Raw genomic sequence first — 24,969 nt, forward strand, 5'->3', positions numbered from 1 at the left:
GGCGTATCGTTGTTCCTTGCTTAATAAAGCCCAAACGATACGTGCTAATTTATTCGCTACCGCAACGATAACGACATTGTTATGCCTACGCATACTTAATTGCTCTATCCATTCAACGGGAGCATTGTTCTTGTTCATATGTCGAACTACTGCTCTTGCCCCATGAATCAACATCTTTCGGATGTAGGCATCTCCACGTTTACTGATTCCCTGAAGGTTTTGTTTTCCTCCACTGGAGTACTGTCGAGGAACTAAACCTAACCACGCCGAAAACTGCCTACCTGATTTAAACTCTTTGGCATTTCCAACACTTGCGACGATCGCTGATGCCGCAAGTCGACCTACTCCTGGGATTTCTAATAACCGCTTACATCTTGTATCGACTTTATTCTGGTTATCGATTTCTTTATCCAGAATCGCTATCTCTGCTTCAATTAAGGACAATCGCTCTGTCATTCTCTCGATCAGCCTAGTCATTACTTTGGATAACTCAGTTTCATGATCTCCGTATGACTTAAGCATCCATTCCTTGAGTTTTTTTGGCCCTGCAGGGATAGCTATTCCAAACTCAGAGAACACAGCTCGTATTCTATTAATAACGGCTGTTCGTTCTTTTATCAAACCGTCTCTTTCTCGATGGACCAATAATATGCCCTGCTGATCTGGGCTTTTTATAGGTACAAATCTCATATTAGGTCGAGTGACAGCTTCACATATTGCTTCTGCATCGGCAGCATCTGTCTTATTCGTTTTAACATAAGGCTTAACAAATTGTGGGGGAATTAACTTAACGTTATGCCCCAATTTTTGGATTTCTCTCGCCCAATAATGAGACCCACTACAGGCCTCCATGCCAATTAAACATTGTGGTGACTTTGCTAAAAATGGAAGAACCTGATGTCGTCGGAGCTTTTACGATAAATACATCGCCCAGATTTATCACTTCCATGCAGTTGAATAACCGACTTAGCTAAATCAATTCCAATAATTGCTATATCACTCATATCCTGCCCTCCCATTTTAAAATACTAAGTTAGCCAACTTAGGGAGGGGTGTCAATTTCATTAGTTTATTAGTGCGCATGCGCGTTTTTCTAGAATTCCGTGCGCACTATCTTGTAAACCACTCAGTGCAAGTGCTTGAACTAGAAGATTTTTAAATTATCAGCGTCCGGCAAACTACGCAAGCTTTCTAAGAAAGTAAGCACGGTTCAGACTCGTCGACTAAAACGGTGAAGATCATATGAAGCCCATTAAAAAAGCCAGTCGATTAACTGGCTTTGCATTTATTGCGGGAAGGATACGTGGGTCTATTTTATTCGATGATGAATATCAGTTAGGTTGTCGTTAAACGCATTCCACGCTTCGCCAACGCCTGTCTTTAAAGGCTGCCATACTTCATCATTTGCGGCTTTAAGGTCGTAAAGGGTAATTCGGATTTCTTCGAAGTATTCGTTCATTTCCTCCAAGGCACTGTCCGAATCAAAGTCGACGTTATATTCGTCTAGCGCACGTTCCGCCTGTCGCAATTTTACTTTTAGCTGGTCGATTTCCGTCTGCATGACGAGCAAACGAGCCTCCAATTGCTCTTGGTATGCTTGCTTACTGACCATGATATTACCCCTTACACGGCGTGTGTATGATGCATGTACTGGGTTGGACAAAGGACGAGTTCACAGGTTCCATAACTAAATGCGGCTAACGCTAAGTGATGTTATGACGTTAGGAGCTAGCGTTACCGACAACGGGATACGCAAGTTCGCCCCATTCTTGGTCGGCGGCGTCGAGCATAATGGCAATAATGATTGGCATTAATGTGAGTAGTAAATTACCACCATCAATAACTTGATCTCGATTCACTTGGCTTTTGTAGGTTGCTCCGCCATTGACTACCTGTTGGTGCAGTACGCATAAGCGATCTAATACGATGGCGAGTAATTCGGGTACTTTACGGCGGCTTAATGCGTTTAACGCAGCGACTGAGGATTGATCGAACAGCGATTTCCAGTGTTCGTCACCAGAGCATTGCGATTGCCAGAACGGCGCAAATACATAGGGGTTTTTAATCAGGGCTTTTACTGAGCCTGAATATTGATGCCAAAGGCAGTCGTAAATTCGTTCGTCACTATCTAACGCAACTAAGCGGACAATAAAGTCGTTAAATGCCGACTGTTCTGCAAGGCTTAGATTGTCTCTGTCAGTTACAACACAAGCACTGAAGCTTATCCATGCTGCTATAAAACGCATGTCGTCATCAGCGCTGTGATCTAACGCCGCCTGCCACCAACTGATGGCGCGATGCAGGCGGGTTGAGTGAGATTGATTAAACAAATCGCGTTGTTCACGCAAACGCTGTTTGAGTACATCGGGTTTTAATGCCAATGGCTGCATTGATTTAACCATCCTCACTCAGATGCTTGGTGCTTAGTTGCAGCAAGCGCCGTGTTCGTCAAAATCCATCGCCATAAATACGGTGGTTTGTGGGAACTGAGCTGGGTAACACACATAGTAATGTGTGTTTTCATCTACAGGCCACCAACATGAAGCAGCACGCGGCACATCAGCCAGTTCAACGCGTTCGATGCAGTATTGCAGTTTTAAGTATTCAGCTTCTGGGCAGAAACCTAAAAATTCGGCTGGAAAACCGTCAATCGCGGTATCTAACTTACCTTCTAACGTCAGGTTTTTTAGTTTGTCTGTCCAAGCTGCATCTTGACTGCAGTCGATCAGGAAATCGCCTAACAAGCGGCTGTGTTGCTTTTTAACGATACGAGGCTTAGCCATCATGTGTCCTTAACGTGTTGTTACCAGGGTAATGCCTGGCCATTGGAATGCCAAAAGCCACCACTGTTTTCCAGTGTTAGCTCGTCAATACGTGCTGCAATACCCGCTGCGGCATCAGCCGGTGTGATATCGCCAGTAAAACCGACCATGCGCGTTTGTACATAACCCGGATGAATTTGGGCCACTGCGACACCTGCGGGTTTTAAATCAATTGCCAAGCTCTTACCAATTGCGTTCAGCGCTGCTTTCGAGGCGCGATAACCAAAATACCCGCCGGATGTATTATCGGCGATTGAGCCCATGCGGCTTGTGATGTTCGCGACCTTGCTACCTTCTGTCATAAGCGGCAGGAAGTTCATAGTAACGTTCAGTGGTGCTATGGCATTCACTTCCATTTGTTCGCGAATACCCGCTAGGCTCATATTTGCGACCGTTTCATTGGTGAACAAACCGGCATTATTGATGAGGATATCCACAGGGCCATCCAGCAATTTATGCAACATGCCCACGACCTTAGGAAGATTCTCTTCATCGGTCACGTCAATGCCTGCAATCACTTGATCGGCAATGTCTTCAATCTCTTCACTTCCTTCACGGCATATCGCCGTTACTGAGTCGCCACGCGCTTCATATAGACGAGCCAGTTCAAGGCCAATTCCGCGGTTTGCACCGGTAATAACAACGTTAGCCATCATCTGCTCCTGTAGTTGAGTTAGCACATAATATATGTACCCATAAGGATGGCGACATAGTACCGATTTTTTATGACAACGTCTGTACAGGCGTTATTAGATTGCAGCGATAAGGAGGTTTAATATAAGCCAGTTACCTGTGTATTGTGTCAGCCAATATACAGTTCACTTGCGCCTAGTGATCGTGAGTGCTAAAAAATGGGAAGCATCAAAATAAGTAGTTTGCTTAGCTGGAATCGTTTTATTCAGTGTACTGAATAAATCATTTATAACGGAGGGCAAGTGAATGATACCCGTCGATGGCAATTTTATTTTAGCCGTTGCACCTCGCTTTTCAGGATCGAAAGCGGAGGCACAAGCGCATATTGTAGGACAAATATCCGCTGTATTTGCTCCAATTCTCGACTCTTACGATATTAATACCAAATTACGCATTGCCCATTTTATGGGACAAATAACCCATGAATGTGCGGGATTCCGCACCACTGAGGAATTTGCCTCGGGCGCAGCATACGAAGGCCGAACCGACTTAGGCAATATACACGCAGGCGATGGCAAGCGTTATAAGGGACGTGGCTTGATCCAATTAACGGGTCGCTATAACTATAAAAAAATCGGGGATATATTGGATTTACCACTAGAAGAGCATCCAGAAATTGCGGCCGAACCTGTTACTTCATTAAAAATCGCCTGCGAATATTGGAAACACCGGAAAATAAATGAGATTGCGGATGGCGATGATTTAATCAAGGTAACCACGCTTGTTAATGGTGGTCAAAACGGTTTGGAGGATAGACGCAAGTATCTACAGAAATCGAAAACGGCAATAGCTAACCTAGAAGGTATTCGGGTGGCTATTCAGGAAGGTGGAAATACCGTGGTGCTAAGGCGCGGCGCCATCGGTGATGCGGTCATCGAATTGCAGAAGTTACTTGCCGCCAAAGGTTATAGACTTTCAATTGATGGCGATTTTGGCGCTGCGACCGAACTTGCCGTCACGTTGTTTCAGCAATCGAACGGTTTAATCATCGATGGCATCGTCGGTAGATCGACATGGACGAATCTAAGGCATTAATTGCAATACCCAGTAAACCCTGCCCTATACACTTTTGTAGCAGCCCAAAAAAAACCACGCCGAGGCGTGGTTTTTTCTGCTCAGCTTGCGCGGATCAGTTAAGCAACTCGAGCTTCCGCCATAATTGCTTGCAGGCGCTTGCTTTGCATCTTTAAAGAGTAATCAAGTTCTTTAAAACGTGTGTGAATTGCTGCCGCGGCCCACTTTTCACGCAAATGCTTGCGAGTTTCATCCAAGCGTTCTGCTTGAAGTTCGGTCCACTCGTTTAGCATTTCACGAAATTCTTCGTATTCTTTTTCTAGTAACACTGTCCACTTCTCTGAGTTTTCAGCCTTAGCCAGTTTTTCTTGAGCGCGTTTGAACTGCATCTTCACCATGGCACGACGAATCTTAAAATCAGGCACTTTGCGTAGGTTACGAGTTAAACCGACCCAAGAGCAGGCTTTAATGAACCACTTCGTTGGATCCCAGTGAAACCAACGGATGCCGTTACGATAATCCGTTTGGAAGATATGGTGATAGTTGTGATATCCCTCACCATGAGTCAACAGTGCAAAAAATGCGTTATCGCGAGCGGTATTCTCATCTGTGTACGGTTGAGCACCCCAGATGTGAGCGATGGAGTTGATAAAGAAAGTAGCGTGGTGACTGACAACAATACGGAAGAAGCCAGCTAATAGCACCATGCCCCAAACATCACCAAAGATGAGACCAAGAAGCACAGGTACACCTATGTTCATAGTGAGCATAATCGGTGCGTAATACTTGTACTGCCACATCACAATAGGATCTGTCTTTAGATTTTTCACATTAGAAAAATCACTATGACTGCTTGGATATTCACGCAACATCCAGCCCATATGTGAAAACCAAAAGCCACGTGTCGCTGCGTACGGGTCTTTATCCACATCGTCACAATAACGGTGATGATTGCGGTGACCTGAGCACCAATCAAGAATGGTATTTTCAAGAGCAGCAGCACCCCAGAGAGCAAGCCAGACTCTTAAAATAGGATGGGCTTCAAATGCGTTATGCGACCACAGACGATGGTAGCCTACGGTAATTGACATGCCTGTAAAGAAGAATAAGGCAGTAAAAGCAACCCACGCGGAGGTTTCATATCCGTGGGTAAATCCATACCAAGGGACTACTGTCACCGTCACAAGTGTCGTGAACGCAAACATGATTACCGCAGTCCAATTGATAGGAGCATGTTCTTTCTGTTCGGGGTTGGTCATATATTATTTACACCATAGTAAGGACACAGATAAGTGTAGCCGTTCTGCATTACATTCTAACGTCATGATACCGGATTTAGTGAAGAAAAACCGAGTCTTATGCCTGACTTGCATCACTATTTTTTGTAAATCGACCCTAGAAACACCCCATATCACATAACTTTTTCTTTAAATTCACAAGTAAATTGCCTCCAAAAACAAAAAAACCGCACCTAAGCGCGGCTTCTTTGCATAACCTCAGTGATTAACCACCAAAGTCATCCAGCATGATGTTTTCTGGCTCGACACCGAGATCCAGCAACATCTTGATAACAGATTGGTTCATGATTGGCGGGCCGCACATATAGAACTCACAATCTTCTGGAGCTGGGTGGTTTTTCAAGTACTCGTCAAACAGTACGTTGTGAATAAACCCGGTTAAGCCATCCCAGTTATCTTCTGGTTGAGGATCAGACATAGCAACATGCCAAACGAAGTTCTCGTTCTCGGCCGCTAACATGTCGTAATCTTCTTTGTAGAACAACTCACGCAATGAACGAGCGCCATACCAGAAGCTGATCTTACGCGTAGAGTTCAAACGCTTCAGCTGGTCGAAAATATGCGAGCGCATTGGTGCCATACCTGCGCCACCGCCAACAAATACCATTTCGGCATCGGTATCACGGGCGAAGAATTCACCAAATGGACCATACACAGTCACTTTATCGCCTGGCTTCAGGTTGAACACATAGCTCGACATGATGCCTGGGTTGATATCTTTAGTGCCTGGAGGTGGTGTCGCGATACGAATGTTGAATTTCACCAGACCACGCTCTTCTGGGTAGTTCGCCATTGAGTAAGCACGAATGGTGTCTTCTTTGTTAACCGCTTTCAGGTTAAAGAAGCCAAAACGTTCCCAATCACCACGATATTCTTCTTCAATATCAAAATCAGAGAAGTTAATTTCGTATGGAGGACACTCAAGCTGCACATAACCACCGGCACGGAAGTCTACACTTTCGCCTTCAGGTAATTGCAAGGTCAGTTCCTTGATGAAAGTAGCAACGTTAGGGTTAGAAACAACCGTTGTTTCCCACTTTTTAACGCCGAATACTTCTTCAGGTACTTCTACGACCATGTCTTGTTTAACCGGAGTTTGACAAGACAAGCGCCAGCCTTCGCGAGCATCACCTTTAGTAAAGTGAGACGCTTCAGTAGGCAGCATTTCGCCACCGCCTTCGGTCACGATGCACTTACACTGAGCGCAAGTACCACCGCCACCACAAGCTGACGACAAGAAGATGTTGTTAGATGCAAGCGTTTGCAACAGCTTACCGCCAGCTTCTGTTTCAACGGTACGCTCACCGTTGATCAGAATTTTTACTTTTCCGGAGCTGACCAGCTTGCTACGTGCACCAAGGATGATGGCCACCAGTGCCAATACAATCCCAGTGAACATGACAACGCCGAGTATGATTTCAAGTTCCACAATCGACTCCTTACAGTGATACGCCAGAGAATGACATGAAACCCAGAGACATCAGACCTACGGTCATGAAGGTAATACCTAGGCCTTGCAGGCCTGCAGGTACATCGCTGTACTTCAATTTTTCACGAATACCAGCCAATGTGGCAATCGCTAGTGCCCAACCTAACCCAGAACCAATACCGTAAACGGTACTTTCTGCAAAGTTGTAGTCACGCTCTACCATGAATAACGAGCCACCCATGATAGCGCAGTTAACAGTAATCAATGGTAAGAACACACCTAACGCGTTGTAAAGAGCAGGTACGTACTTATCCAGAACCATTTCTAAGATCTGAACAATTGCTGCAATAACACCGATATAGGTCAACAAACCTAAGAAGCTTAAATCGACACTGGCATAATCTTCACCAGCCCAAGACAAAGCACCTTCTTTTAGCAAGTAGGTATAGATCAGGTTGTTTGCAGGAACAGTAATTGTCTGGACGACAACAACCGCGATGCCTAAACCAATCGCTGTTTCAATTTTCTTCGAGATTGCCAAAAAGGTACACATGCCAAGAAAGAAGGCGAGTGCCATGTTCTCAACAAAAACTGCCTTAACTAACAGACTGACGTAATGTTCCATTAGTGGCCTCCTGAATGTTCGGTATTAGGCAAAATTTTGAAGTCTGGTTTTTCATTCAGATCCTTACGAACGGTGCGCAATACCCAAATAAAGCCGCCGATAATGAAGAACGCCGACGGTGGTAGCAATAACAAGCCGTTAGACTGGTACCAGCCGCCATCCGTTACTAACGGCAGGATTTCAAAACCCAACAATTTACCGGCACCGAACAATTCGCGAATAGTTCCCACAGTGATTAACACCACGGAATAACCTAAACCGTTACCGATACCATCGAAGAAACTCAGCACAGGGCCGTTCTTCATAGCAAAGGCTTCAGCGCGACCCATCACGATACAGTTGGTAATGATCAGACCGACGAATACCGAAAGCTGCTTACTGATGTCGTAAGCGTAGGCTTTCAAAAATTGGTCTACCACGATTACCAGAGATGCGATGATGATCATCTGCACAATAATACGGATGTTTCCAGGAATATGATTGCGTATTGAGGCGATACTCGCGCTCGAAAACGCAGTAACCAAGGTCAAGGCGACGCACATTACCAAGGTCACTTTTAAACTCGTTGTCACTGCCAACGCCGAGCAAATACCCAAAATCTGAACAGCAATCGGGTTTTTGCTTAACAATGGTTCCGTGAGAACGGTTTTAATATCAGACATACCAGACATATTAAGCCCCCTGCTCTTTCAGTTTGGTTAACAGACTGCCGAATGCTTGATCGCCAACCCAGAAACGCACTAAGTTTTTAACACCGCGGCTAGTCAGAGTAGCACCAGATAAACCATCTACTTGATGTGAGCTACCCGCTTCAGCTGAGCCTTTAACAACGGTAATAGCAACGTTGCCTTGGTCATCGTATAGCTCTTTACCTTCCCAAAGAGATTTCCACTTCGGGTTGTCTACTTCACCGCCCAAGCCTGGGGTTTCAGCATGTGAGTAGAAGCCTAAGCCAACGATGGTATCCATGTCGCCTTTCAGGGCGATAAAGCCATACAGTGTCGACCACAAACCGTAGCCATGAACTGGCAATACGATGGTTTCGATGCCGGTATCGTTACTCACAATGTATACCGCTGCGTATTTTTCTAAACGCTTGATGCTGGCAGGATCTTCACTACCCTCAAGTGCACGCGACAAAGCTGGCGTTTTTGACGACTTACGTTGATCGAAGTTTTTCGGATCAAGACCTGCCGCTTTAATTTCAGCTAGTTCGGCATCCGTTGCAAAACGGCCTGCGTCTAAGTTCACAATGCGAGTCGTTACTTGCTTGAACTGTTCAGCAATACTTTTATCACCGTACAACAAACCGGCGGCAGCTAAGATGTTTTTCTGCTTATCCAATAGTTTGTTTACTTGCTGTTCTTTGCGCAAACCAACTGCAGCACCTGCCACGATAATGGAACACACTAAGCACAGCAGAATCGCAACCACTAAGGTTTTTTGAATGCTGTCGTTATTACTGGACACGGGCAATCCTCCGCTTCATGTTTGCCTGAACTACAAAGTGGTCGAACAAAGGTGCGAACAAGTTTGCGAACAGAATGGCCAACATCATGCCCTCTGGGAAAGCTGGGTTGATCACGCGGATTAACACAACCATAAAGCCAATCAAGCCACCGTAGTACCATTTTGATTTGTTCGTCATAGACGCCGACACCGGATCAGTCGCCATGAAGAACATACCGAATGCAAAACCACCAACCACTAAGTGCCAATACCAAGGCAACGCGAACATTGGGTTCGTGTCAGAGCCAATGTTATTTAAAAGTAATGATGTTGCCACCATACCTATCATGACACCTGCAACGATACGCCATGACGCGATGTTCATGATCAGCAATACAGAACCACCAATCATGATGGCCAGAGTGCTGACTTCACCCATCGAACCTGGAATAAAACCGAGAAATGAATCCATCCAGCTAATGCCGCCTTGCACAACGTTATCTACGCCGCCTTCAGCTGCCATACCCAACGCCGTTGCGCCGGTATAACCGTCTGCTGCTGTCCATACTGCGTTACCAGACATGTTCGCAGGGTAAGCAAAGAACAAGAAAGCACGACCCGTTAGAGCTGGGTTCAGGAAGTTTTTACCTGTACCACCGAAAACTTCTTTACCAATCACAACACCAAAGCTGATGCCAAGGGCAACCTGCCACAATGGAATGCTTGGCGGTAAAGTCAGAGCGAACAACACAGAGGTCACGAAGAAACCTTCGTTCACTTCATGCTTACGGATGGTTGCGAACACTACTTCCCAGAAGCCACCGACTATGAAGGTCACCGCGTAAACAGGAAGGAAGTAGGCAGCACCGTAAACAAAATTGTCCCAGATACTGGCTGCGTTGTGTGCGCTACCGCCCAAAAGAGCAATTAGCATTTCACGCCAGCCTTCCATCGCTGTACCAGCACCGGCTGCAATGGCGTCGTTCGCCTGCAAACCAATGTTGTACATACCAAAGAACATCGCTGGGAAAGTACACATCCACACTGTGATCATGATGCGCTTTAAGTCGATACCATCGCGTACATGCGATGTATTGTTGGTTACATTCGGTGGTGAATATAAGCCAGTATCAATCGCCTCATACAGCGGATACATTTTTTCGAACTTGCCACCCTTCTCGAAGTGAGGTGCGGCACTATCTAACATACTACGCAGGCCCATAATTAACCCTCCGCTTCTATTCGGGTGAGATTTTTACGCAAAATCGGACCGTATTCGTACTTACCTGGGCAAACAAAGCTGCACAGTGCGATATCTTCTTCGTCCAATTCCAGCGCACCCAGAGCAACGGCGCTTTCCATATCTTCAACGATCAAAGCGCGTAACAGCTGAGTTGGCAAAATATCGAGAGGCATAATGCGCTCGTAAGCACCAACCGGCACCATAGCTCGCTCACTACCGTTAGTTGAGGTTGTAAAGTCGAATACCTTGCTCATCAATTTTGATAAGTAGATCGGCATTACCGAGAAACGGTTAGTACCCGGTGTTAAGTAATGCAGCATTGGGCGCTCACGGCCTTCGCGCAATACAGATACCTGATTATGAAAACGCCCCAAGAAGTTCAATTCGCCTGACGCAGTACGTCCACCAAACACCGAACCTGTAATCAGGCGGTTTTCACCGTCTTTTAATTCACCTTTAGTCACTTCAGCAAGCGAAGCACCCAATTGCGTACGAACTAAACGCGGCTTAGTCACTTGCGGACCGGCTAACGAGATCACACGATCGGTAAATAGTTTACCCGTAGTAAACAACTTACCGATCGCAATGACGTCTTGATAGCCCACAGTCCATACCATGCGATTGGCACTGGCAGGGTGTAAAAAATGAATGTGAGTGCCCGGCAAACCCGCAGGGTGCGGACCAGCAAATTCTTCCGTTTGCTCAACACCAGCAGAAGGAATGGAAGCGCCAGGGGCTTTACATACGTATAACTTTCCTTCGCTTAAGCGACGCAATGCACGCAAACCATTTTTGAAGGCTTCAGTCTGTCCTTTGATAACCAATTCAGGGTTGCCTGCTAGCGGGTTCGTATCCATCGCGTTCACGAAGATCGCTTTTGGACGGCTACCCAACGCCGGTACTTTCGAATATGGTCGAGTACGCAAAGCAGTCCACAACCCTGATGCAATCAGGTTTGCTTCAACATCTTTTGCATCCAGAGAATTTAACTGCTCTGGCGTATAACTCGTAAAGGTCTCTTCTTCGTCGCCATCGAGCTCGATAACAACAGACAGAAATACACGACGCGCTCCACGGTTAATGGCTTTCACCACACCTGCAGCAGGCGCTGTATATTGCACCCCTTCCGTCTTCTTATCGGTGAATAACACCTGGCCTTTCTTGACTCGATCACCTTCCTGAACCGCCATTGTTGGCTTCATACCAACATAATCAGGACCCATAACAGCAACTTGCGTTACCTTTGGGCCATCTGTAATGGTTTGTTCAGGGTTGCCGGTGATTGGTAAGTCGAGACCCTTCTTGATATTGATCATACGCCTCGCCTAATCACGTGTAGTTCCAATGTGAATGCTCCTCATAGATGCAAAAAAACACGCACAACAAAGACCCAAGTCAGGTTCGCGGAGCGTAAAATATCTTTTTGCACGGGAAACAAGCACTTGGACTTCTTTCCCAAGTAAAAAATCGCGCTAAGTATAAAGACCACACATCGAATAATCCACCGATGATGCTGCCAATTGTGGCGCGATTACGACGTTTGTCGTGGCCCTTTTCAAATATTGTTCAAAGCTTAGACAAAAAAAAGCCGTTGCACAGGCAACGGCTTTTTTATATCAAGGAATTTACATTCGTTCAGTTAATTTAATTGCTTATAAATTAACCGCGCGCTGGATAGGTTGGATATTCCACACCACACACTTGCTGCGCAATACGCACAACCTGACGGCTGTAGCCGTACTCGTTATCGTACCAAACGTATAGATTTACACGGTTACCGTTAACAATAGTTGCTTTCGCATCCACAATGCCTGCGTGACTGTTGCCCACGAAGTCAGTTGAAACAACTTCTGGGGAATTAACCCAATCAATTTGCTTTTGTACCACTGAGTGCAAAGACTGTTCGCGTAGATAGTTATTGACTTCTTCTACCGTAACATCTGTCTTCAAGTTCAGTGATAAAATGGCCATAGATACGTTTGGCGTTGGTACACGAATCGCGTTACCAGTTAACAAACCTTTCAATTCAGGTAATGCTTTAGCTACTGCGCTAGCAGCACCAGTCTCAGTGATAACCATGTTCAGTGGCGCTGAACGACCACGACGATCACCACTGTGATAGTTGTCAATCAAGTTTTGATCATTGGTGTAAGAATGCACGGTTTCAACGTGACCATTCACAATACCGTAGGCATCGTTCATTACTTTCAACACTGGCGTAATCGCGTTGGTAGTACAAGAAGCTGCAGACAAGATTTTATCTGACGCTTCGATATCACCGTTGTTGATACCGTAAACGATGTTCTTCAAACTGCCTTTACCAGGAGCAGTCAGCAATACACGAGCAGTACCTTTCGCTTCTAAATGCTGAGACAGGCCAGCTTCATCGCGCCATACACCGGTGTTATCAATCACCAATGCGTTTTTAATGCCGTACTGCGTGTAATCAATTTCAGCAGGGTTATTGGCGTAGATGATCTTGATGTAGTTGCCGTTTGCAATGATGGCTTCGTTTTCGTGATCAATGCTCAAAGTACCACGGAAAGTACCGTGTACTGAGTCACGACGTAGCAAGCTCGCACGCTTAACTAAGTCATCACCTTTACCACGACGAACCACGATAGCGCGTAGACGTAGGCTATTACCTGCGCCCGCTTTTTCAATCATGATGCGTGCTAGCAAACGACCAATACGACCGAAGCCATAAAGAACAACGTCACGATCTTCAGAGATCGGTGCCGCGTGGCCGATGACGTCTTTTAATTCATCAGCGATAAATGCTGCTGCGTCGCGACCGTTGGCTTCGGTAGAGAATTTAACCGCTAGCTTACCGATATCTATGTGCGCTTGAGCAACATCCAACTCCAGTAATGCTTTCACCACAGGGAAAGTGTCATGTACTGACAGCGCCTGCTTTTCCATGTGACGCACAAAACGGTGCGCCTTAAGCAGATCAATAACGGAGCGGTTAACAACCGGGCGACCGTAAATAGAAGTAACGATATTCTTCTTGCGATACAAAGTACCGATAAGAGGAATCATAGATTCAGCGATGGCTTCACGGTCCATCCAGTCCTGCAAACAGACGTCGTGTTTGTCTTGGCTCACGGGTTCACCTTCCGTTAAAAATCAGTGGGCAAAATTCGGGGGGCACATTATGCCCAGATACAATCCGTTTCACAAATGTTTGGCACAGCCAATATCACCATTTTGGTTAACAGGGTGTATGCCATTCGTTACACTAGCCGCCTTTTTACACCTTCTGCGGAGCATCCATGGTCAGTCCACTCAGCCCTGAAATTCATAATCGCGCTGCCGAGCGTCGGTTCTGGGGGAGTTTGCAGGGCGCCAGCCAAGCATTAGCCATTGCCGCCGCCGCACAGCAGCAGGCTGGCCTAACACTGGTAATTACTACCGATACCGGTAGTGCATTGCGCCTTGAAGAAGAAATACGTTTCTTTGCTCCGCACTTGCCTGTTCTGCACTTCCCTGATTGGGAGATCTTGCCGTACGACATTTTCTCACCACACCAAGATATCGTCTCCCAACGTATTGCGACGCTGAGTAAGCTTCATGATCTAAAACAGGGGGTGCTAATCGTTCCAGTCACCACCCTACTGCATCGCTTACCGCCTAACAGTTTTTATCAAGGACAGAGCTTTGTTCTGGATGTAGGCGGCAACTTTGATCCAGAGCACACTCGCCGCCAACTCGAAATCGCGGGTTATCACTGTGTCGATACCGTTTATGAACACGGTGAGTTTGCCGTTCGTGGTGCCATTATGGATATTTATCCAATGGGCCAAGAACTGCCCTTCCGCATCGACCTAGTTGACGACGAAATTGATTCGCTGCGAACGTTTGATCCTGAAAGCCAGCGCACAATCGACAAAGTCGATGCCATTCGTATTTTACCGGCGCGCGAATTTCCACTAAATACGGCTGCTATTCGAACTTTCAAAGCGCGCTGGTTTGATTTTTTTGAGCATGATCCGAAAGCATGCCCTGTATTTACCGACGTGACTCAAGGCATAGCACCGGCCGGTGTTGAATACTATTTGCCGCTATTTTTTAGCGATGATCTCGGTAATATTTTTGATCACTTACCGAAAAATACGCTAATCATTCACGATGCCCGTTTAGAAGAAGCTGCAAGCCAATTTAGAATAGACGTTGAGCAACGCTATGAAAGTCGTCGCTACGACCGCCTTCGCCCCATTTTAGAGCCCGCCGAGTTATTTTTAGCCACCAACCAACTATTTGAAAAACTGAACGACTATCCACAAATTCAGTGGTTTTTAGAGGGTGCGCCAAAACGTTCGGGGGCTGTCGACTTCGATACCCAAGCACTGCCCGATGTCAGTGTTGATTCACGCTTAGAGCAACCGCTGCAGCGCTTACAAACCTGGTTAAGCAACACCAATGGTCGGGTTTTATTTTGCGTCGAGTCCGCTGGGCGACGTGAAGCGCTGCGCGAACTGTTAGGCCGCATTCATATTCATCCGCAAGATGTCGTTGAGTGGCAAGAGTTTATCGACGGCGCCGAACCGCTAGGTTTAATTATTGGGCCATTAGAGCAAGGCGCACAAATCGGTGACGATTTATTCGTTGTTACCGAAAACCAATTATTTGGCCAGCGCATTCAACAACGCCGTCGCCGCCAAACGCAAAAACCCGACCGCGAATTAGTCGTTCGTGATTTATCCGAATTAAAAGAAGGCGCCCCTGTCGTCCATTTGGATCACGGCGTTGGTCGTTACATGGGCCTACAAATTCTTGACGCTGGGGGCCAAGTCAACGAATTTTTATTACTTGAATATGCAAACGGCGACAAATTATATGTTCCCGTTTCTGCCTTGCATTTAATCGCTCGCTACGGCGGCGCAGAACATGAAAATGCACCGCTAAATAAATTAGGTACCGATAAGTGGAGCCAAGCGAAGCGTAAGGCAGCGGAAAAAATCCGTGATACGGCAGCCGAATTATTGGACATTTACGCGCGTCGCCAAGCGCGTAAAGGCTTTGCATTTAGCGAGCCAGATGAGGATTACCAGCGCTTCGCTGCCGGCTTCCCTTACGAAGAAACCCCAGATCAGAAAACTGCGATTGATGCCGTTATTGGCGACATGACCAATTTACGACCTATGGATCGTTTAGTGTGTGGTGACGTCGGTTTTGGTAAAACCGAAGTAGCGATGCGAGCTGCCTTTTTAGCTGTGCAAAGTGGCAAACAAGTTGCGATTTTGGTGCCCACTACCTTGTTAGCACAGCAGCATTATCAGAACTTCGCCGACCGCTTTGCTGAATGGCCGGTAAAAGTCGATGTGCTCTCCCGTTTTAATTCTGCCAAAGAAACCCAAGCTGCACTTGAGCGTATGGTGGAAGGTAAAACCGATATCGTTGTCGGTACGCATAAATTGCTGCAAAAAGATGTGAAATTTGAACATCTCGGCTTATTGATTATTGATGAAGAGCACCGCTTTGGTGTGACGCAAAAAGAGCGTATTAAATCGCTGCGCTCAGAGGTCGATATTCTTACCTTAACCGCAACACCGATTCCGCGAACATTGAACATGGCGATGGCGAGCATTCGCGATTTGTCGATTATAGCGACACCGCCAGCGAAACGTTTGAGTGTTAAAACCTTTGTTCGCCAAAGCGACAATGCCACCATTAAAGAAGCCGTACTGCGTGAAATATTACGTGGCGGCCAAGTGTATTATTTACATAACGAAGTGAAGACCATCGAAAAAGTAGCACGGGATTTAGCCGAGTCTATTCCTGAGGCGCGCGTAGGTATTGCTCATGGACAAATGTCAGAACGCGAATTAGAAAGCGTGATGAGCGACTTCTATCACAAGCGTTTTAATATGCTGGTGTGTACCACCATTATTGAAACCGGTATCGATATCCCATCCGCCAACACTATTATTATTGATCGCGCCGATAAGTTCGGTTTAGCGCAGCTTCATCAGCTGCGTGGTCGCGTTGGTCGTTCGCACCACCAAGCCTATGCGTATTTGCTCACGCCAATTGACCGTAAAGTGACAAAAGATGCGGAGAAGCGCTTGGAAGCAATTTCAGCAGCTCAAGATTTAGGCGCTGGCTTTATGCTGGCGACCCACGATTTAGAAATTCGTGGTGCAGGTGAGTTACTAGGCGATGAGCAAAGCGGGCAAATCGAAGCTATCGGCTTCACGCTTTATATGGAAATGTTAGAGCAAGCGGTAAAAGCCATTCGCTCGGGCAAAGAACCGTCAGTCGATTTATCCATGCCACATGGTGCTGAAGTTAATATGTATACGCCAGCGTTAATTCCGGGCGATTATCTACCCGATGTCAACAGCCGCTTAACCCTGTATAAACGTATTGCTAGTGCGACCGATGATCATCAGTTGAAAGAGCTGCAAGTAGAGATGATCGACCGTTTTGGTTTGCTGCCAGAGCCGGCGAAGCAACTATTTAGGGTTACATCACTCAAATTGCGCTTAACACCATTGGGCATCGTGCGCTTAGACGCGTCCGCTAGCCAAGGTAAGATCGAATTTGGTAGCGAAACCTCGATCAACCCGTTTGTGTTGATTAAACTAGTGCAAACACGTTCGGCCAGTTTCCGGCTTGAAGATGGACACACCTTGCGTTTCTTCTTCCCAATGGACACTATCGAAAGTCGATTCAAAACCGTCGACCAGATTCTTACCGACCTGCAAAAGGACCCTAATTCGTGATTCAGCTCGTGGTTAATACAATGCGTACCGCTCTTCCCGCGACATTCATGTTGTTATGCTCCTCGATGGCTTGTGCAACTCCGTGGTATCGAGTTGAGGTGATGATCGTTGCCTATCTCGATGAGGCAAATATGGCGCAAGAGCACTGGGCTTCAGCCATCGCCAGCGATACCGACACAGATCTTGCTACCGAGACAGGTACTGGCAGTGAGCCTTTGATTGATTCCATCAACTCTATGACCTGGTGGTTAAACCCTAGCGCACTCCAACAGCGCTACGATGCGCTATTGGCTGGATATGATTTTTCCGGTGTACCAACCGCTAAGCAATTAGAGTTAGCAGCACCTGAACTCAATGATGCCATCGACCGTATCAACTATCGTAGTGATATGAAGGTAGTATGGCATGAGGTATGGGCTGAACCGATTCAAGAAGAAGGATTGGCACTGCCACACCCGCTACATATTGAGTTAAAGCGCGGCATGGATATCGAAGTTGAAGGGCTGTTCAGCCTGCACCGCAGTCGTTATTTACACTTTAATACCGACATTTTAGTGCAGCACTATCAGGATGTAGCAGAGTCACCGTTGGATGTATTAACACTGCCTAACAGCCAGCAATCTGACGAATGGTTACCAGCAGGTAAACAATCGGCAGCTCAACCGCAAAGCATTCCATTGCGCGCATCCATTATTCGTCAAACCCGCCGTATGCGCAGCGGCGAATTGCACTACCTCGACCATCCAATGCTAGGCATTGTGGTGAAGGTTACTCCGATCGAGTAATACGGCCTTAAATAAAGCTTTGCAATAAGTGTCTACGACTTCTTTTAAATCAGCATTACGCTGGTTATCTGGATTTATGCTTGGGTAATGTACAGGAACATTATTAGTCATTAACAAAAAGGTTTTGTAGCCTTTAGAGATCAACAACCAAAATACTTTAGCGCCACGATTTTTTAATTTTGTTTTTACGGCCTGCAACGCAAATGCAGTATGCATTGCTTTATTACCCCAGTAAGCCTCTTCGACAATGGTGTCACCACTGAATACACCGATTGCCTGCTCACCTTTATAGGTAATTGGCATTTCAGTCCAAGTACTAAAGCCAACGATACGCTTATTGGTCAGATCTTTTAATACAAACACACCCGACTTTTTACTCATATCCAAAATGAAAGTATCTAGATCGGCATTCTCGTAGTAATTATTAAAAATGGTGTGCATTTCTAGCAACATAGGTACAGACACTTGGCTAATCGCAAAAAACTTACAAGACGAACGTGACGACTTAGCAATCATGTGAAGACCTCGATCTGCGACACAAAAAATTCTTATTAAGGTGAAATTCAGTGTCAGTAATTATTATTATTATTGAGCGTACTTCGTTTTGGGCGAGTAATTATCGATAAATGTCTAATCTTTAATCACTGGCGATCAACAGCGCTACGGCCGCCCTTACTGTCAAATACCCTCCCGGCGATACCTGATAGCTTGTTCAATATATGAGGGATATTTTCGAGTCGCAACACTTTGTTACATCCCGTTACTTACTTTACAGAACGAAAAGAAACGGTTGATTATGGCCATGATTTAAAAATAGTGGCTAATTAAGACCCCTTAAAAACGAAGAAGGCCACCCATATGGGCAGCCTTAAGCTCAAGCCTAGCTCAATAATTAAGCATTAGCTTTGAGCGAACTTCTCCAGTAGCGCGCCCAACATGTCGCGCACTTGACCCATCCCTGTGCCAATGACGGCACGAATCTCGTCCATAGTGATTTCGCCATCACTTTTGCCCGCTGCCGGATTCACCACCAAACAAATACTGGCGTAAGGAAGGTTGAGTTCACGGGCTAAAACCGCCTCTGGCATGCCAGTCATACCGACCAAATCACAACCATCACGTTCAAGACGTACTATTTCAGCAATCGTTTCGAGTCTTGGGCCCTGTGTCGCGGCGTACACACCAAAATCACTGACGCTCAAACCGGCTTTATCGCCCGCCAACAGCAAAGCTTGGCGCAGGTTTTCATCGTATGGGTGAGTAAGATCGATGTGATCTAGGGGACGGAAGTCGCCATCAAAAAAGGTATTCTCGCGTCCATAGGTGTAATCGACGATCTGATGCGGCACAGCAATACGGCCAGAAACCATATCAGAATGGATACCACCAACGGCATTTACCGCCACAATATGGGTCGCACCAAGTTGCTGGAGGGCGAGTATGTTTGCGCGATAATTTACCTTGTGCGGTGGCACAGCGTGAGGATGCCCGTGACGAGCCAGAAACAATACACGCTGGCCATTCCAAGTTCCTTCTTGAATCAATGACGAGGGCTTACCCAGTGCGGTATTGATGTCATGGGTTTGAGTTAACTCAGGCCCTTCTAATTCGGTTAATCCAGTACCACCGATAATGGCAATGAGTGGCTGCATTGGCGATGTCACTACGGGAATGTCTTGCATCATAATTCTCTAATACGTCGTACTTAAATTCATTTGATCAACTTTTTAGGCAATGCGTCCGGCCAATAACAGGCGCGCTTTTACTGCCTGATAGTGCTCTGGATCAATGTCATAACTGGCGGGTATTAATTGCACTAGGCTTAAGCTCCGATAACCGTTGCTCTGCAGCTCGCGCACTGCCGCGACAATATGCTCGGCGCCGTCGCGGTTGTTACAGGCAAGCAAAGCATTACATCCCGCACGTGCAGCAATACTGGCGCGTTGAAAATAATCACCACCGCTCGCTGCGCCCGCCATGGATAGATCGTCACTGAAAATAACACCGGTAAATTGCAAATCATTGCGTAAACAGCCTTGTAGCCATTTCGCTGAAAATCCAGCGGTATTGTCAGCATCAACGGCAGGATAACGAACATGTGCTGGCATAACACCGACGAGCTGCTGTCGATCCATCAAATACTTAAACGGTGCAATATCGTCGTTAAGCTCGCTGACCGGACGATCATCAATAGGCAACTCATGATGCGAATCACCAATAACCGCTCCATGCCCAGGAAAATGCTTCCCAACCGCGTACATTCCAGCATCTTGCATTCCACTTACCCACGCCTGCGATAATGCCATAACGCTTTCAGCGTTATGGCCAAAAGCACGATCACCAATGACCCGTGAACAATCGCGTTCAATATCCAGTACTGGCGCGTAACTTAAATCGACACCGTGCTGCAGCAACTCTGCCGCCATTAACCAACCAAGATCTCGCACATCTTGCAGGGTTTGGTCAGGGTTTTGCTGGTAGTCATTTTCAAAACTCAGCATCGCGGGCAACCGTGTAAAGCCCTCGCGAAAACGCTGCACTCGCCCGCCTTCTTGATCCACACTGATCAATAAATCAGGGCGTATTTCATGTAAGGCTTGGGTTAAGCGCTGCAATTGCTGCGGCGATTGATAATTACGACTAAATAAAATTAAACCGCAAATTTCTGGCTGCATTAAAAACGCTTTATCACTCGCGGTTAACTCAAACCCTTCAATATCAGCAACCACACCGATAGCGTTATTTTGAATGACTAAAGGTTGCGACATGGGATAGTCCTAAAACTGTGTGCCTGAATCCAAACGGGAGTACCCGCAGGTACACGATCAAATAGATCAACGACATCTTGGTTACGCATGCGGATGCAACCATGCGAAAGCGGCACTCCCATAGGCTCGCTATCTGGTGTGCCGTGAATATAGATATAACGACGTGCGCTATCGACATTACCAAAGCGATTGCGACCGATTTCTTGCCCTTGTAACCAAAGAATACGAGACAAGATCCAATCTCGATTAGGGTAACGCTGAGCAAGCTCAGGCGAATAACGTTCACCTGTGGGACGACGGCCAACAAAAACACTGTTAAGCGGCTGTCCAGCGCCAATGCAGGCTCTAATTTTATGCCATCCACGAGGAGTACAATTAGACCCCTCGGACTCCCCCGCTCCATTCAGCGCCGTCGATACCGGATATTGAATACATAGCCCTGCACTGGTTAAACGCAGAAGCTGGTCTTCAATAGATATTTCGATCAGACATTCGTCCGACATGTTTGCTCCAAGAAGCTGACGCTAAAAAACAACTATACCGATTTTTTCAGAGCCGGAGCTTTTAAACCAGCCCCTAAGAAAGGCAAGAGTTGATCTACGACTTGCGCCACGTTGGTTGGTTCACCTAAATCATGCTCAGCCATCGCTGTTAATGAATCGACGCCCGATAAAGTGAACATGGTGGCACCTAACATAAAGTGGATTCGCCAAAAGCGATCAGCATCCGATAACTCAGGCGTAGCCGCGGTCACTAGCGCCATATACTGTTGGAACACTGGGCCGTATTCAGACTTCAAGAATTTGCGTAAGTGTCCTTGGCCTTGGGTATACGCCAAACCGAGTAGACGCATGAAAATATCCAAACGCTGTGGCCGACTACCGCCACTGCGCAACGCAACACCAGACAATAAAACCAATAAACCATGCAGCTCAATGCCGTCGTCCACCTGGCGGGATTTATAAGCTTCTAATGCTTCAGCGAGGTTTTCAGAAAAAGGCGTTAAAAAGCGCGCAAACACCGCCTGAATTAGCGACTTCTTTGAACCAAAATGATAATTCACAGCCGCCAAATTAACACCGGCTTTGGTCGTGATGTTACGCAGGGAGGTTTCTGCGAACCCCCGCTCTGAGAATAATTCTTCGGCGGCATCCAATATGCACTTCGCCGTATCTTTCTGTGCCATGTCTTTAGAATCCAACTAACGAGTGTTTGAAACATACGTTTAAAACGCTTTATTCGCAAGTAAGAAACCGCCAAATTCCGAGCTAAGAGCACAGTGGACAATGATAAAAATTAGTATTTAGCGGTTTCTGGGGCTTTACAGAGCGAAAAACACTGTATATATTTCCACTTACTGTATGAATTAACAGCTTGGACAAAACATCATGGTTAAGCTCACCGCACGGCAGCAACAGGTTCTGGACTTCATCCGCTCTTCACTAGAAGAAACGGGCTTTCCACCCACCCGCGCTGAAATCGCCACAGAGCTAGGATTTAAGTCGCCTAACGCTGCTGAAGAGCACTTAAAAGCTCTTGCTCGTAAAGGTGCCATCGAAATGATGCCAGGCGCGTCGCGCGGCTTACGTATTGTTGAAGAGGCTAATCTCGGCTTACCTATCATAGGTCGAGTGGCAGCTGGTGCGCCTATTTTGGCGCAAGAACACATCAACGATTACTGTGAAATTCCACCCTCCTTTTTCAAGCCTGAAGCCGATTTTTTACTCGAGGTGCACGGCGACAGTATGAAAGATATTGGCATCATGAATGGTGATTTCATCGCAGTACACAAGGTAGATACCGCCCGAAATGGCCAAATCATCGTTGCCCGTGTTGGTGAAGAAGTGACCGTTAAGCGTTATCAAAAGAATCGAAACCACGTCACACTATTCCCTGAAAATGAGGAATATCAACCGATTGAGGTCGACCTGAAAGAGACTGAGTTTGCGGTTGAAGGCTTGTACGTTGGTGTGGTTCGTCGCAGTTAATCGATTAGTTAAGTAGTACGTTTGATTAAGGGGATTGTTATGCGCCAGTTAAGCTTTGAAATTGAACAGCCAGCAATGTCTGCGAGCACGAGTATCACGCCATCATTAGGTCGCATGGTTGAGCAGGCAAAGTTAGGCCACACAAGCAGCGGTAGCTTAACGGAGGTGATAGTAAGTGAAGGCGGAGCCATTCAACCCTTCCAACTTTTACCTATGCTAGCGCACTGCAATGCCCATCAGCGTTGGTTAATGTGGCTAAGTCCAAATCTCAGCATGAACAAGCACTGGCTTAAAAGCGTGGGTCTTAGTGACTCCCCCGTGGTTCACCTGGATAGCAACTGCGAATCGCAACTAACACTTTGCCAACGTATTTTGCAGGCAAAAACCAGTCACTTAATTATTGAATGGTGTGGAGATCTCAGCACTGAGGATCGCGCTGAGATTCGAAGTTTAGCGATCAATAGCGGCAGCCATGTTGTATTGACCCGTTCGCTATGAAGTCATAATCAAAACGATTAACTGTATGCAAAACATAAAAAAAGCCCCATTTGGATGGGGCTTTTTTGGCGTCGTAACCGCGAGCTAAAACTTAAGCAATTAGTGCAAGCTACGATGGTGTTCTGGAGCATCGAAATCCTCGCGCTCTACTTCCATGCCAGATAGCTCACCGACCTTACGCACTCCAGCTTCAAGCATTACGCGAGCCACATCCATATGATGGGCCTGTAAACTAGCCTTAGCGTCTTCAGAAAAGTGGATACACACAAGTGCATCACCGTCTTGTTCATCCGCACGGCGCAACGCAATGTCACCGTTCGATAATTCAACTATTTCAAAAAAGCGTGCCATATCCGCCTCTCAAAAGTGGGCGCGGGAGTTTATCACAGCAAGCACCCTTAACACTAAGTTAAAGTGGCACGTAACTGTAATCCTTAAACTGTCTATTTAGCTTTCTTGGCGATTCTCGCGTTGAGCATCGATCAAATCACTCAACTGACTTAACCATTTGCTAGCAGGTGACGCGTTATCTTGAAGCAAAGTAATGGAATTTAAACTTGCTGCATCACCAAACGGATCGAAGGTGTCGACTTCAATAGTCCTTGATGAAGTTGGTTGCGCCTGTTCGGCAACTGCTTTGAGCATAGCAGTCAGCCACGAAAAACTGTCAGCACGAAGAAACTGTATTTCTTTCATTTCACCCGTTACGAGCGGTGTATGTGCTAATAGATCTTCAAGTGTGGCAACTGGCTGACGATAATTCGCCATCTCAGCCAACTCGTTTAGATAAGAAACGTAAGCATCGTACAACAAGTACAGAGCGCCCTGCTCTAATCCATCAAGCAAGGCCTCAGGACCGTCCAAGCGCTCTCGTTGCTCGAGCAGCAAGCGTACTTGATATAACTTTTGATTGGTAAAACCGATCCACTTAGACAAGTAAGCGTCCTCAGAAATCCAATTTAAAGCCAAGGTGCAAACCTTCGCCTATCTTGTAGCGACGATTGGCATTTTCAAATTGAACACTGGTATAACGGAAGCCAGTGTACAAGTGCGCCGTTGGCAGCAAGTTATATTGAATACGAATATCAGAATCGACCATATTTTCGACTTCTGAAAACGAAATAACTGGCGGCGCATAGTAGGCGTAACCAGCTAACGCGAGATCGCGATTAAACGGCATGCTGTAGCGGAAAAAACCACCCACACCAATTGCAGCACCATCGGCGTTATCAGTAATCACGGCGTAGGCGTTACCGCCAACACCAATATAAAGATCGCTCTGATTGTTACGAACATCAACCACATGCACACCTGCAGAGATGATGTCGCCATCACTAGAGTTATGCAATATCGCAGCGTTAACGTGCATACCTGTGCTCAGCTGAGTGGCATCGTAAGCCAAACGTACGTTGTCATCTGATAGGCTCAAATCGAGTGAACCACCAGCGTGAACCAAGCTACCACTTACTGTCAGCGCCCCAACGGCGAACAATCGCGCCATCTTTGCTATGGTCAATTTCATCGTCTTCCCCAAATATAAAAAATCGCGACGGTGAGCAATCACGTCGCGTTAAGACTAGGCATGATAACAGTGTGGCGCTGGGGTTTAAATGCCATCGCCCCCCGATT

At 46.5% G+C, this 24,969-nt stretch carries 25 protein-coding genes and 1 pseudogene; 5 read left to right on the forward strand and 21 right to left on the reverse strand.

Going from position 1 to position 24,969, the window contains the following annotated elements:
* The 5 genes and pseudogenes from UXZ23_RS10025 to UXZ23_RS10045 form a co-directional block, all read right to left on the reverse strand.
* Positions 1 to 1,004, reverse strand: a pseudogene (locus UXZ23_RS10025) (IS110 family transposase); the annotation flags it as partial.
* 305 nt (positions 1,005 to 1,309) lie between these two features.
* Positions 1,310 to 1,612, reverse strand: a complete 303-nt coding sequence (locus UXZ23_RS10030) for a hypothetical protein (protein ID WP_320820444.1) — start codon at positions 1,610 to 1,612, stop codon at positions 1,310 to 1,312.
* Between the two features lie 109 nt (positions 1,613 to 1,721).
* Positions 1,722 to 2,390, reverse strand: a complete 669-nt coding sequence (locus tag UXZ23_RS10035; protein ID WP_320820445.1) for a hypothetical protein — start codon at positions 2,388 to 2,390, stop codon at positions 1,722 to 1,724.
* A 33-nt stretch (positions 2,391 to 2,423) separates the two neighbouring features.
* On the reverse strand, positions 2,424 to 2,783 hold the full coding sequence (locus UXZ23_RS10040) for a hypothetical protein (RefSeq protein WP_320820446.1): 360 nt from the start codon (positions 2,781 to 2,783) through the stop codon (positions 2,424 to 2,426).
* 20 nt (positions 2,784 to 2,803) lie between these two features.
* Positions 2,804 to 3,475 carry an SDR family oxidoreductase gene (locus UXZ23_RS10045; protein ID WP_320820465.1) on the reverse strand — a complete coding sequence of 224 codons (672 nt, stop codon included), beginning with the start codon at positions 3,473 to 3,475 and terminating at the stop codon, positions 2,804 to 2,806.
* A 286-nt stretch (positions 3,476 to 3,761) separates the two neighbouring features.
* On the opposite strand from UXZ23_RS10045, the gene UXZ23_RS10050 reads away from it, so the two are divergent.
* Entirely contained in the window at positions 3,762 to 4,550 is a 789-nt protein-coding gene (locus tag UXZ23_RS10050) for a peptidoglycan-binding protein (RefSeq protein WP_320820447.1), read from the forward strand.
* A 98-nt stretch (positions 4,551 to 4,648) separates the two neighbouring features.
* Here UXZ23_RS10050 and UXZ23_RS10055 read toward each other — a convergent pair whose 3' ends face one another.
* The 8 genes from UXZ23_RS10055 to UXZ23_RS10090 all read right to left on the reverse strand — a co-directional run bounded on the left by UXZ23_RS10055 (position 4,649) and on the right by UXZ23_RS10090 (position 13,642).
* Positions 4,649 to 5,788: an acyl-CoA desaturase gene (locus UXZ23_RS10055; RefSeq protein ID WP_320820448.1), complete on the reverse strand. Its 1,140-nt coding sequence runs from the start codon at positions 5,786 to 5,788 to the stop codon at positions 4,649 to 4,651.
* Positions 5,789 to 6,032: 244 nt separating this feature from the next.
* Positions 6,033 to 7,256, reverse strand: a complete 1,224-nt coding sequence (nqrF, locus tag UXZ23_RS10060) for an NADH:ubiquinone reductase (Na(+)-transporting) subunit F (protein WP_320820449.1) — start codon at positions 7,254 to 7,256, stop codon at positions 6,033 to 6,035.
* 10 nt (positions 7,257 to 7,266) lie between these two features.
* On the reverse strand, positions 7,267 to 7,881 hold the full coding sequence (nqrE, locus tag UXZ23_RS10065) for an NADH:ubiquinone reductase (Na(+)-transporting) subunit E (RefSeq protein WP_320820450.1): 615 nt from the start codon (positions 7,879 to 7,881) through the stop codon (positions 7,267 to 7,269).
* Positions 7,881 to 8,543: an NADH:ubiquinone reductase (Na(+)-transporting) subunit D gene (locus UXZ23_RS10070; protein WP_320820466.1), complete on the reverse strand. Its 663-nt coding sequence runs from the start codon at positions 8,541 to 8,543 to the stop codon at positions 7,881 to 7,883. The genes nqrE and UXZ23_RS10070 overlap by 1 nt, the downstream gene beginning before the upstream one ends.
* A gap of 10 nt (positions 8,544 to 8,553) precedes the next feature.
* Entirely contained in the window at positions 8,554 to 9,351 is a 798-nt protein-coding gene (locus UXZ23_RS10075) for a Na(+)-translocating NADH-quinone reductase subunit C (RefSeq protein WP_320820451.1), read from the reverse strand.
* Entirely contained in the window at positions 9,341 to 10,552 is a 1,212-nt protein-coding gene (locus UXZ23_RS10080; RefSeq protein ID WP_320820452.1) for an NADH:ubiquinone reductase (Na(+)-transporting) subunit B, read from the reverse strand. The genes UXZ23_RS10075 and UXZ23_RS10080 overlap by 11 nt, the downstream gene beginning before the upstream one ends.
* Positions 10,553 to 10,554: 2 nt before the next feature.
* Positions 10,555 to 11,889, reverse strand: a complete 1,335-nt coding sequence (locus UXZ23_RS10085) for a Na(+)-translocating NADH-quinone reductase subunit A (RefSeq protein ID WP_320820453.1) — start codon at positions 11,887 to 11,889, stop codon at positions 10,555 to 10,557.
* Positions 11,890 to 12,232: 343 nt separating this feature from the next.
* Positions 12,233 to 13,642: a glyceraldehyde-3-phosphate dehydrogenase gene (locus UXZ23_RS10090; protein ID WP_414491468.1), complete on the reverse strand. Its 1,410-nt coding sequence runs from the start codon at positions 13,640 to 13,642 to the stop codon at positions 12,233 to 12,235.
* Positions 13,643 to 13,848: 206 nt separating this feature from the next.
* Between UXZ23_RS10090 and mfd the strand changes: the two genes are divergently transcribed.
* Positions 13,849 to 17,301 (forward strand): transcription-repair coupling factor, encoded by a 3,453-nt coding sequence (gene mfd / locus UXZ23_RS10095; protein ID WP_320820455.1) that lies wholly within the window; start codon positions 13,849 to 13,851, stop codon positions 17,299 to 17,301.
* On the forward strand, positions 17,298 to 18,086 hold the full coding sequence (locus UXZ23_RS10100; protein WP_320820456.1) for a CsiV family protein: 789 nt from the start codon (positions 17,298 to 17,300) through the stop codon (positions 18,084 to 18,086). The genes mfd and UXZ23_RS10100 overlap by 4 nt, the downstream gene beginning before the upstream one ends.
* Here the strand turns inward: UXZ23_RS10100 and UXZ23_RS10105 are convergent.
* The 5 genes from UXZ23_RS10105 to UXZ23_RS10125 form a co-directional block, all read right to left on the reverse strand.
* Positions 18,051 to 18,602: a hypothetical protein gene (locus UXZ23_RS10105; protein ID WP_320820457.1), complete on the reverse strand. Its 552-nt coding sequence runs from the start codon at positions 18,600 to 18,602 to the stop codon at positions 18,051 to 18,053. The genes UXZ23_RS10100 and UXZ23_RS10105 overlap by 36 nt on opposite strands.
* A gap of 383 nt (positions 18,603 to 18,985) precedes the next feature.
* Positions 18,986 to 19,768 (reverse strand): S-methyl-5'-thioinosine phosphorylase, encoded by a 783-nt coding sequence (locus UXZ23_RS10110; RefSeq protein ID WP_320820467.1) that lies wholly within the window; start codon positions 19,766 to 19,768, stop codon positions 18,986 to 18,988.
* Between the two features lie 45 nt (positions 19,769 to 19,813).
* Positions 19,814 to 20,854: a beta-N-acetylhexosaminidase gene (gene nagZ / locus UXZ23_RS10115; RefSeq protein WP_320820458.1), complete on the reverse strand. Its 1,041-nt coding sequence runs from the start codon at positions 20,852 to 20,854 to the stop codon at positions 19,814 to 19,816.
* On the reverse strand, positions 20,839 to 21,357 hold the full coding sequence (locus UXZ23_RS10120; RefSeq protein WP_320820459.1) for a L,D-transpeptidase: 519 nt from the start codon (positions 21,355 to 21,357) through the stop codon (positions 20,839 to 20,841). Before UXZ23_RS10120 ends, nagZ begins: the two co-directional genes overlap by 16 nt.
* Before the next feature lie 32 nt (positions 21,358 to 21,389).
* On the reverse strand, positions 21,390 to 22,040 hold the full coding sequence (locus UXZ23_RS10125) for a TetR/AcrR family transcriptional regulator (RefSeq protein ID WP_320820460.1): 651 nt from the start codon (positions 22,038 to 22,040) through the stop codon (positions 21,390 to 21,392).
* Between the two features lie 202 nt (positions 22,041 to 22,242).
* Here UXZ23_RS10125 and lexA point away from each other — a divergent pair, with 202 nt between their 5' ends.
* Together lexA and UXZ23_RS10135 are read left to right on the forward strand one after the other, a co-directional pair.
* Positions 22,243 to 22,842: a transcriptional repressor LexA gene (gene lexA, locus UXZ23_RS10130; RefSeq protein WP_320820461.1), complete on the forward strand. Its 600-nt coding sequence runs from the start codon at positions 22,243 to 22,245 to the stop codon at positions 22,840 to 22,842.
* A 39-nt stretch (positions 22,843 to 22,881) separates the two neighbouring features.
* Positions 22,882 to 23,340 carry a cell division inhibitor SulA gene (locus UXZ23_RS10135; RefSeq protein ID WP_320820462.1) on the forward strand — a complete coding sequence of 153 codons (459 nt, stop codon included), beginning with the start codon at positions 22,882 to 22,884 and terminating at the stop codon, positions 23,338 to 23,340.
* A gap of 99 nt (positions 23,341 to 23,439) precedes the next feature.
* Here UXZ23_RS10135 and UXZ23_RS10140 read toward each other — a convergent pair whose 3' ends face one another.
* The 3 genes from UXZ23_RS10140 to UXZ23_RS10150 all read right to left on the reverse strand — a co-directional run bounded on the left by UXZ23_RS10140 (position 23,440) and on the right by UXZ23_RS10150 (position 24,862).
* Positions 23,440 to 23,691 carry a hypothetical protein gene (locus UXZ23_RS10140; protein ID WP_015487217.1) on the reverse strand — a complete coding sequence of 84 codons (252 nt, stop codon included), beginning with the start codon at positions 23,689 to 23,691 and terminating at the stop codon, positions 23,440 to 23,442.
* A 96-nt stretch (positions 23,692 to 23,787) separates the two neighbouring features.
* Positions 23,788 to 24,276, reverse strand: a complete 489-nt coding sequence (locus UXZ23_RS10145) for a DUF6586 family protein (protein ID WP_320820463.1) — start codon at positions 24,274 to 24,276, stop codon at positions 23,788 to 23,790.
* A 10-nt stretch (positions 24,277 to 24,286) separates the two neighbouring features.
* Positions 24,287 to 24,862 carry a YfaZ family outer membrane protein gene (locus UXZ23_RS10150; protein ID WP_320820464.1) on the reverse strand — a complete coding sequence of 192 codons (576 nt, stop codon included), beginning with the start codon at positions 24,860 to 24,862 and terminating at the stop codon, positions 24,287 to 24,289.
* Positions 24,863 to 24,969 lie beyond the last annotated feature (107 nt).

Origin of the sequence: Thalassolituus sp. (genome assembly GCF_034111725.1) — a bacterium.
Classification (GTDB): Bacteria; Pseudomonadota; Gammaproteobacteria; order Pseudomonadales; family Oceanobacteraceae; genus Thalassolituus.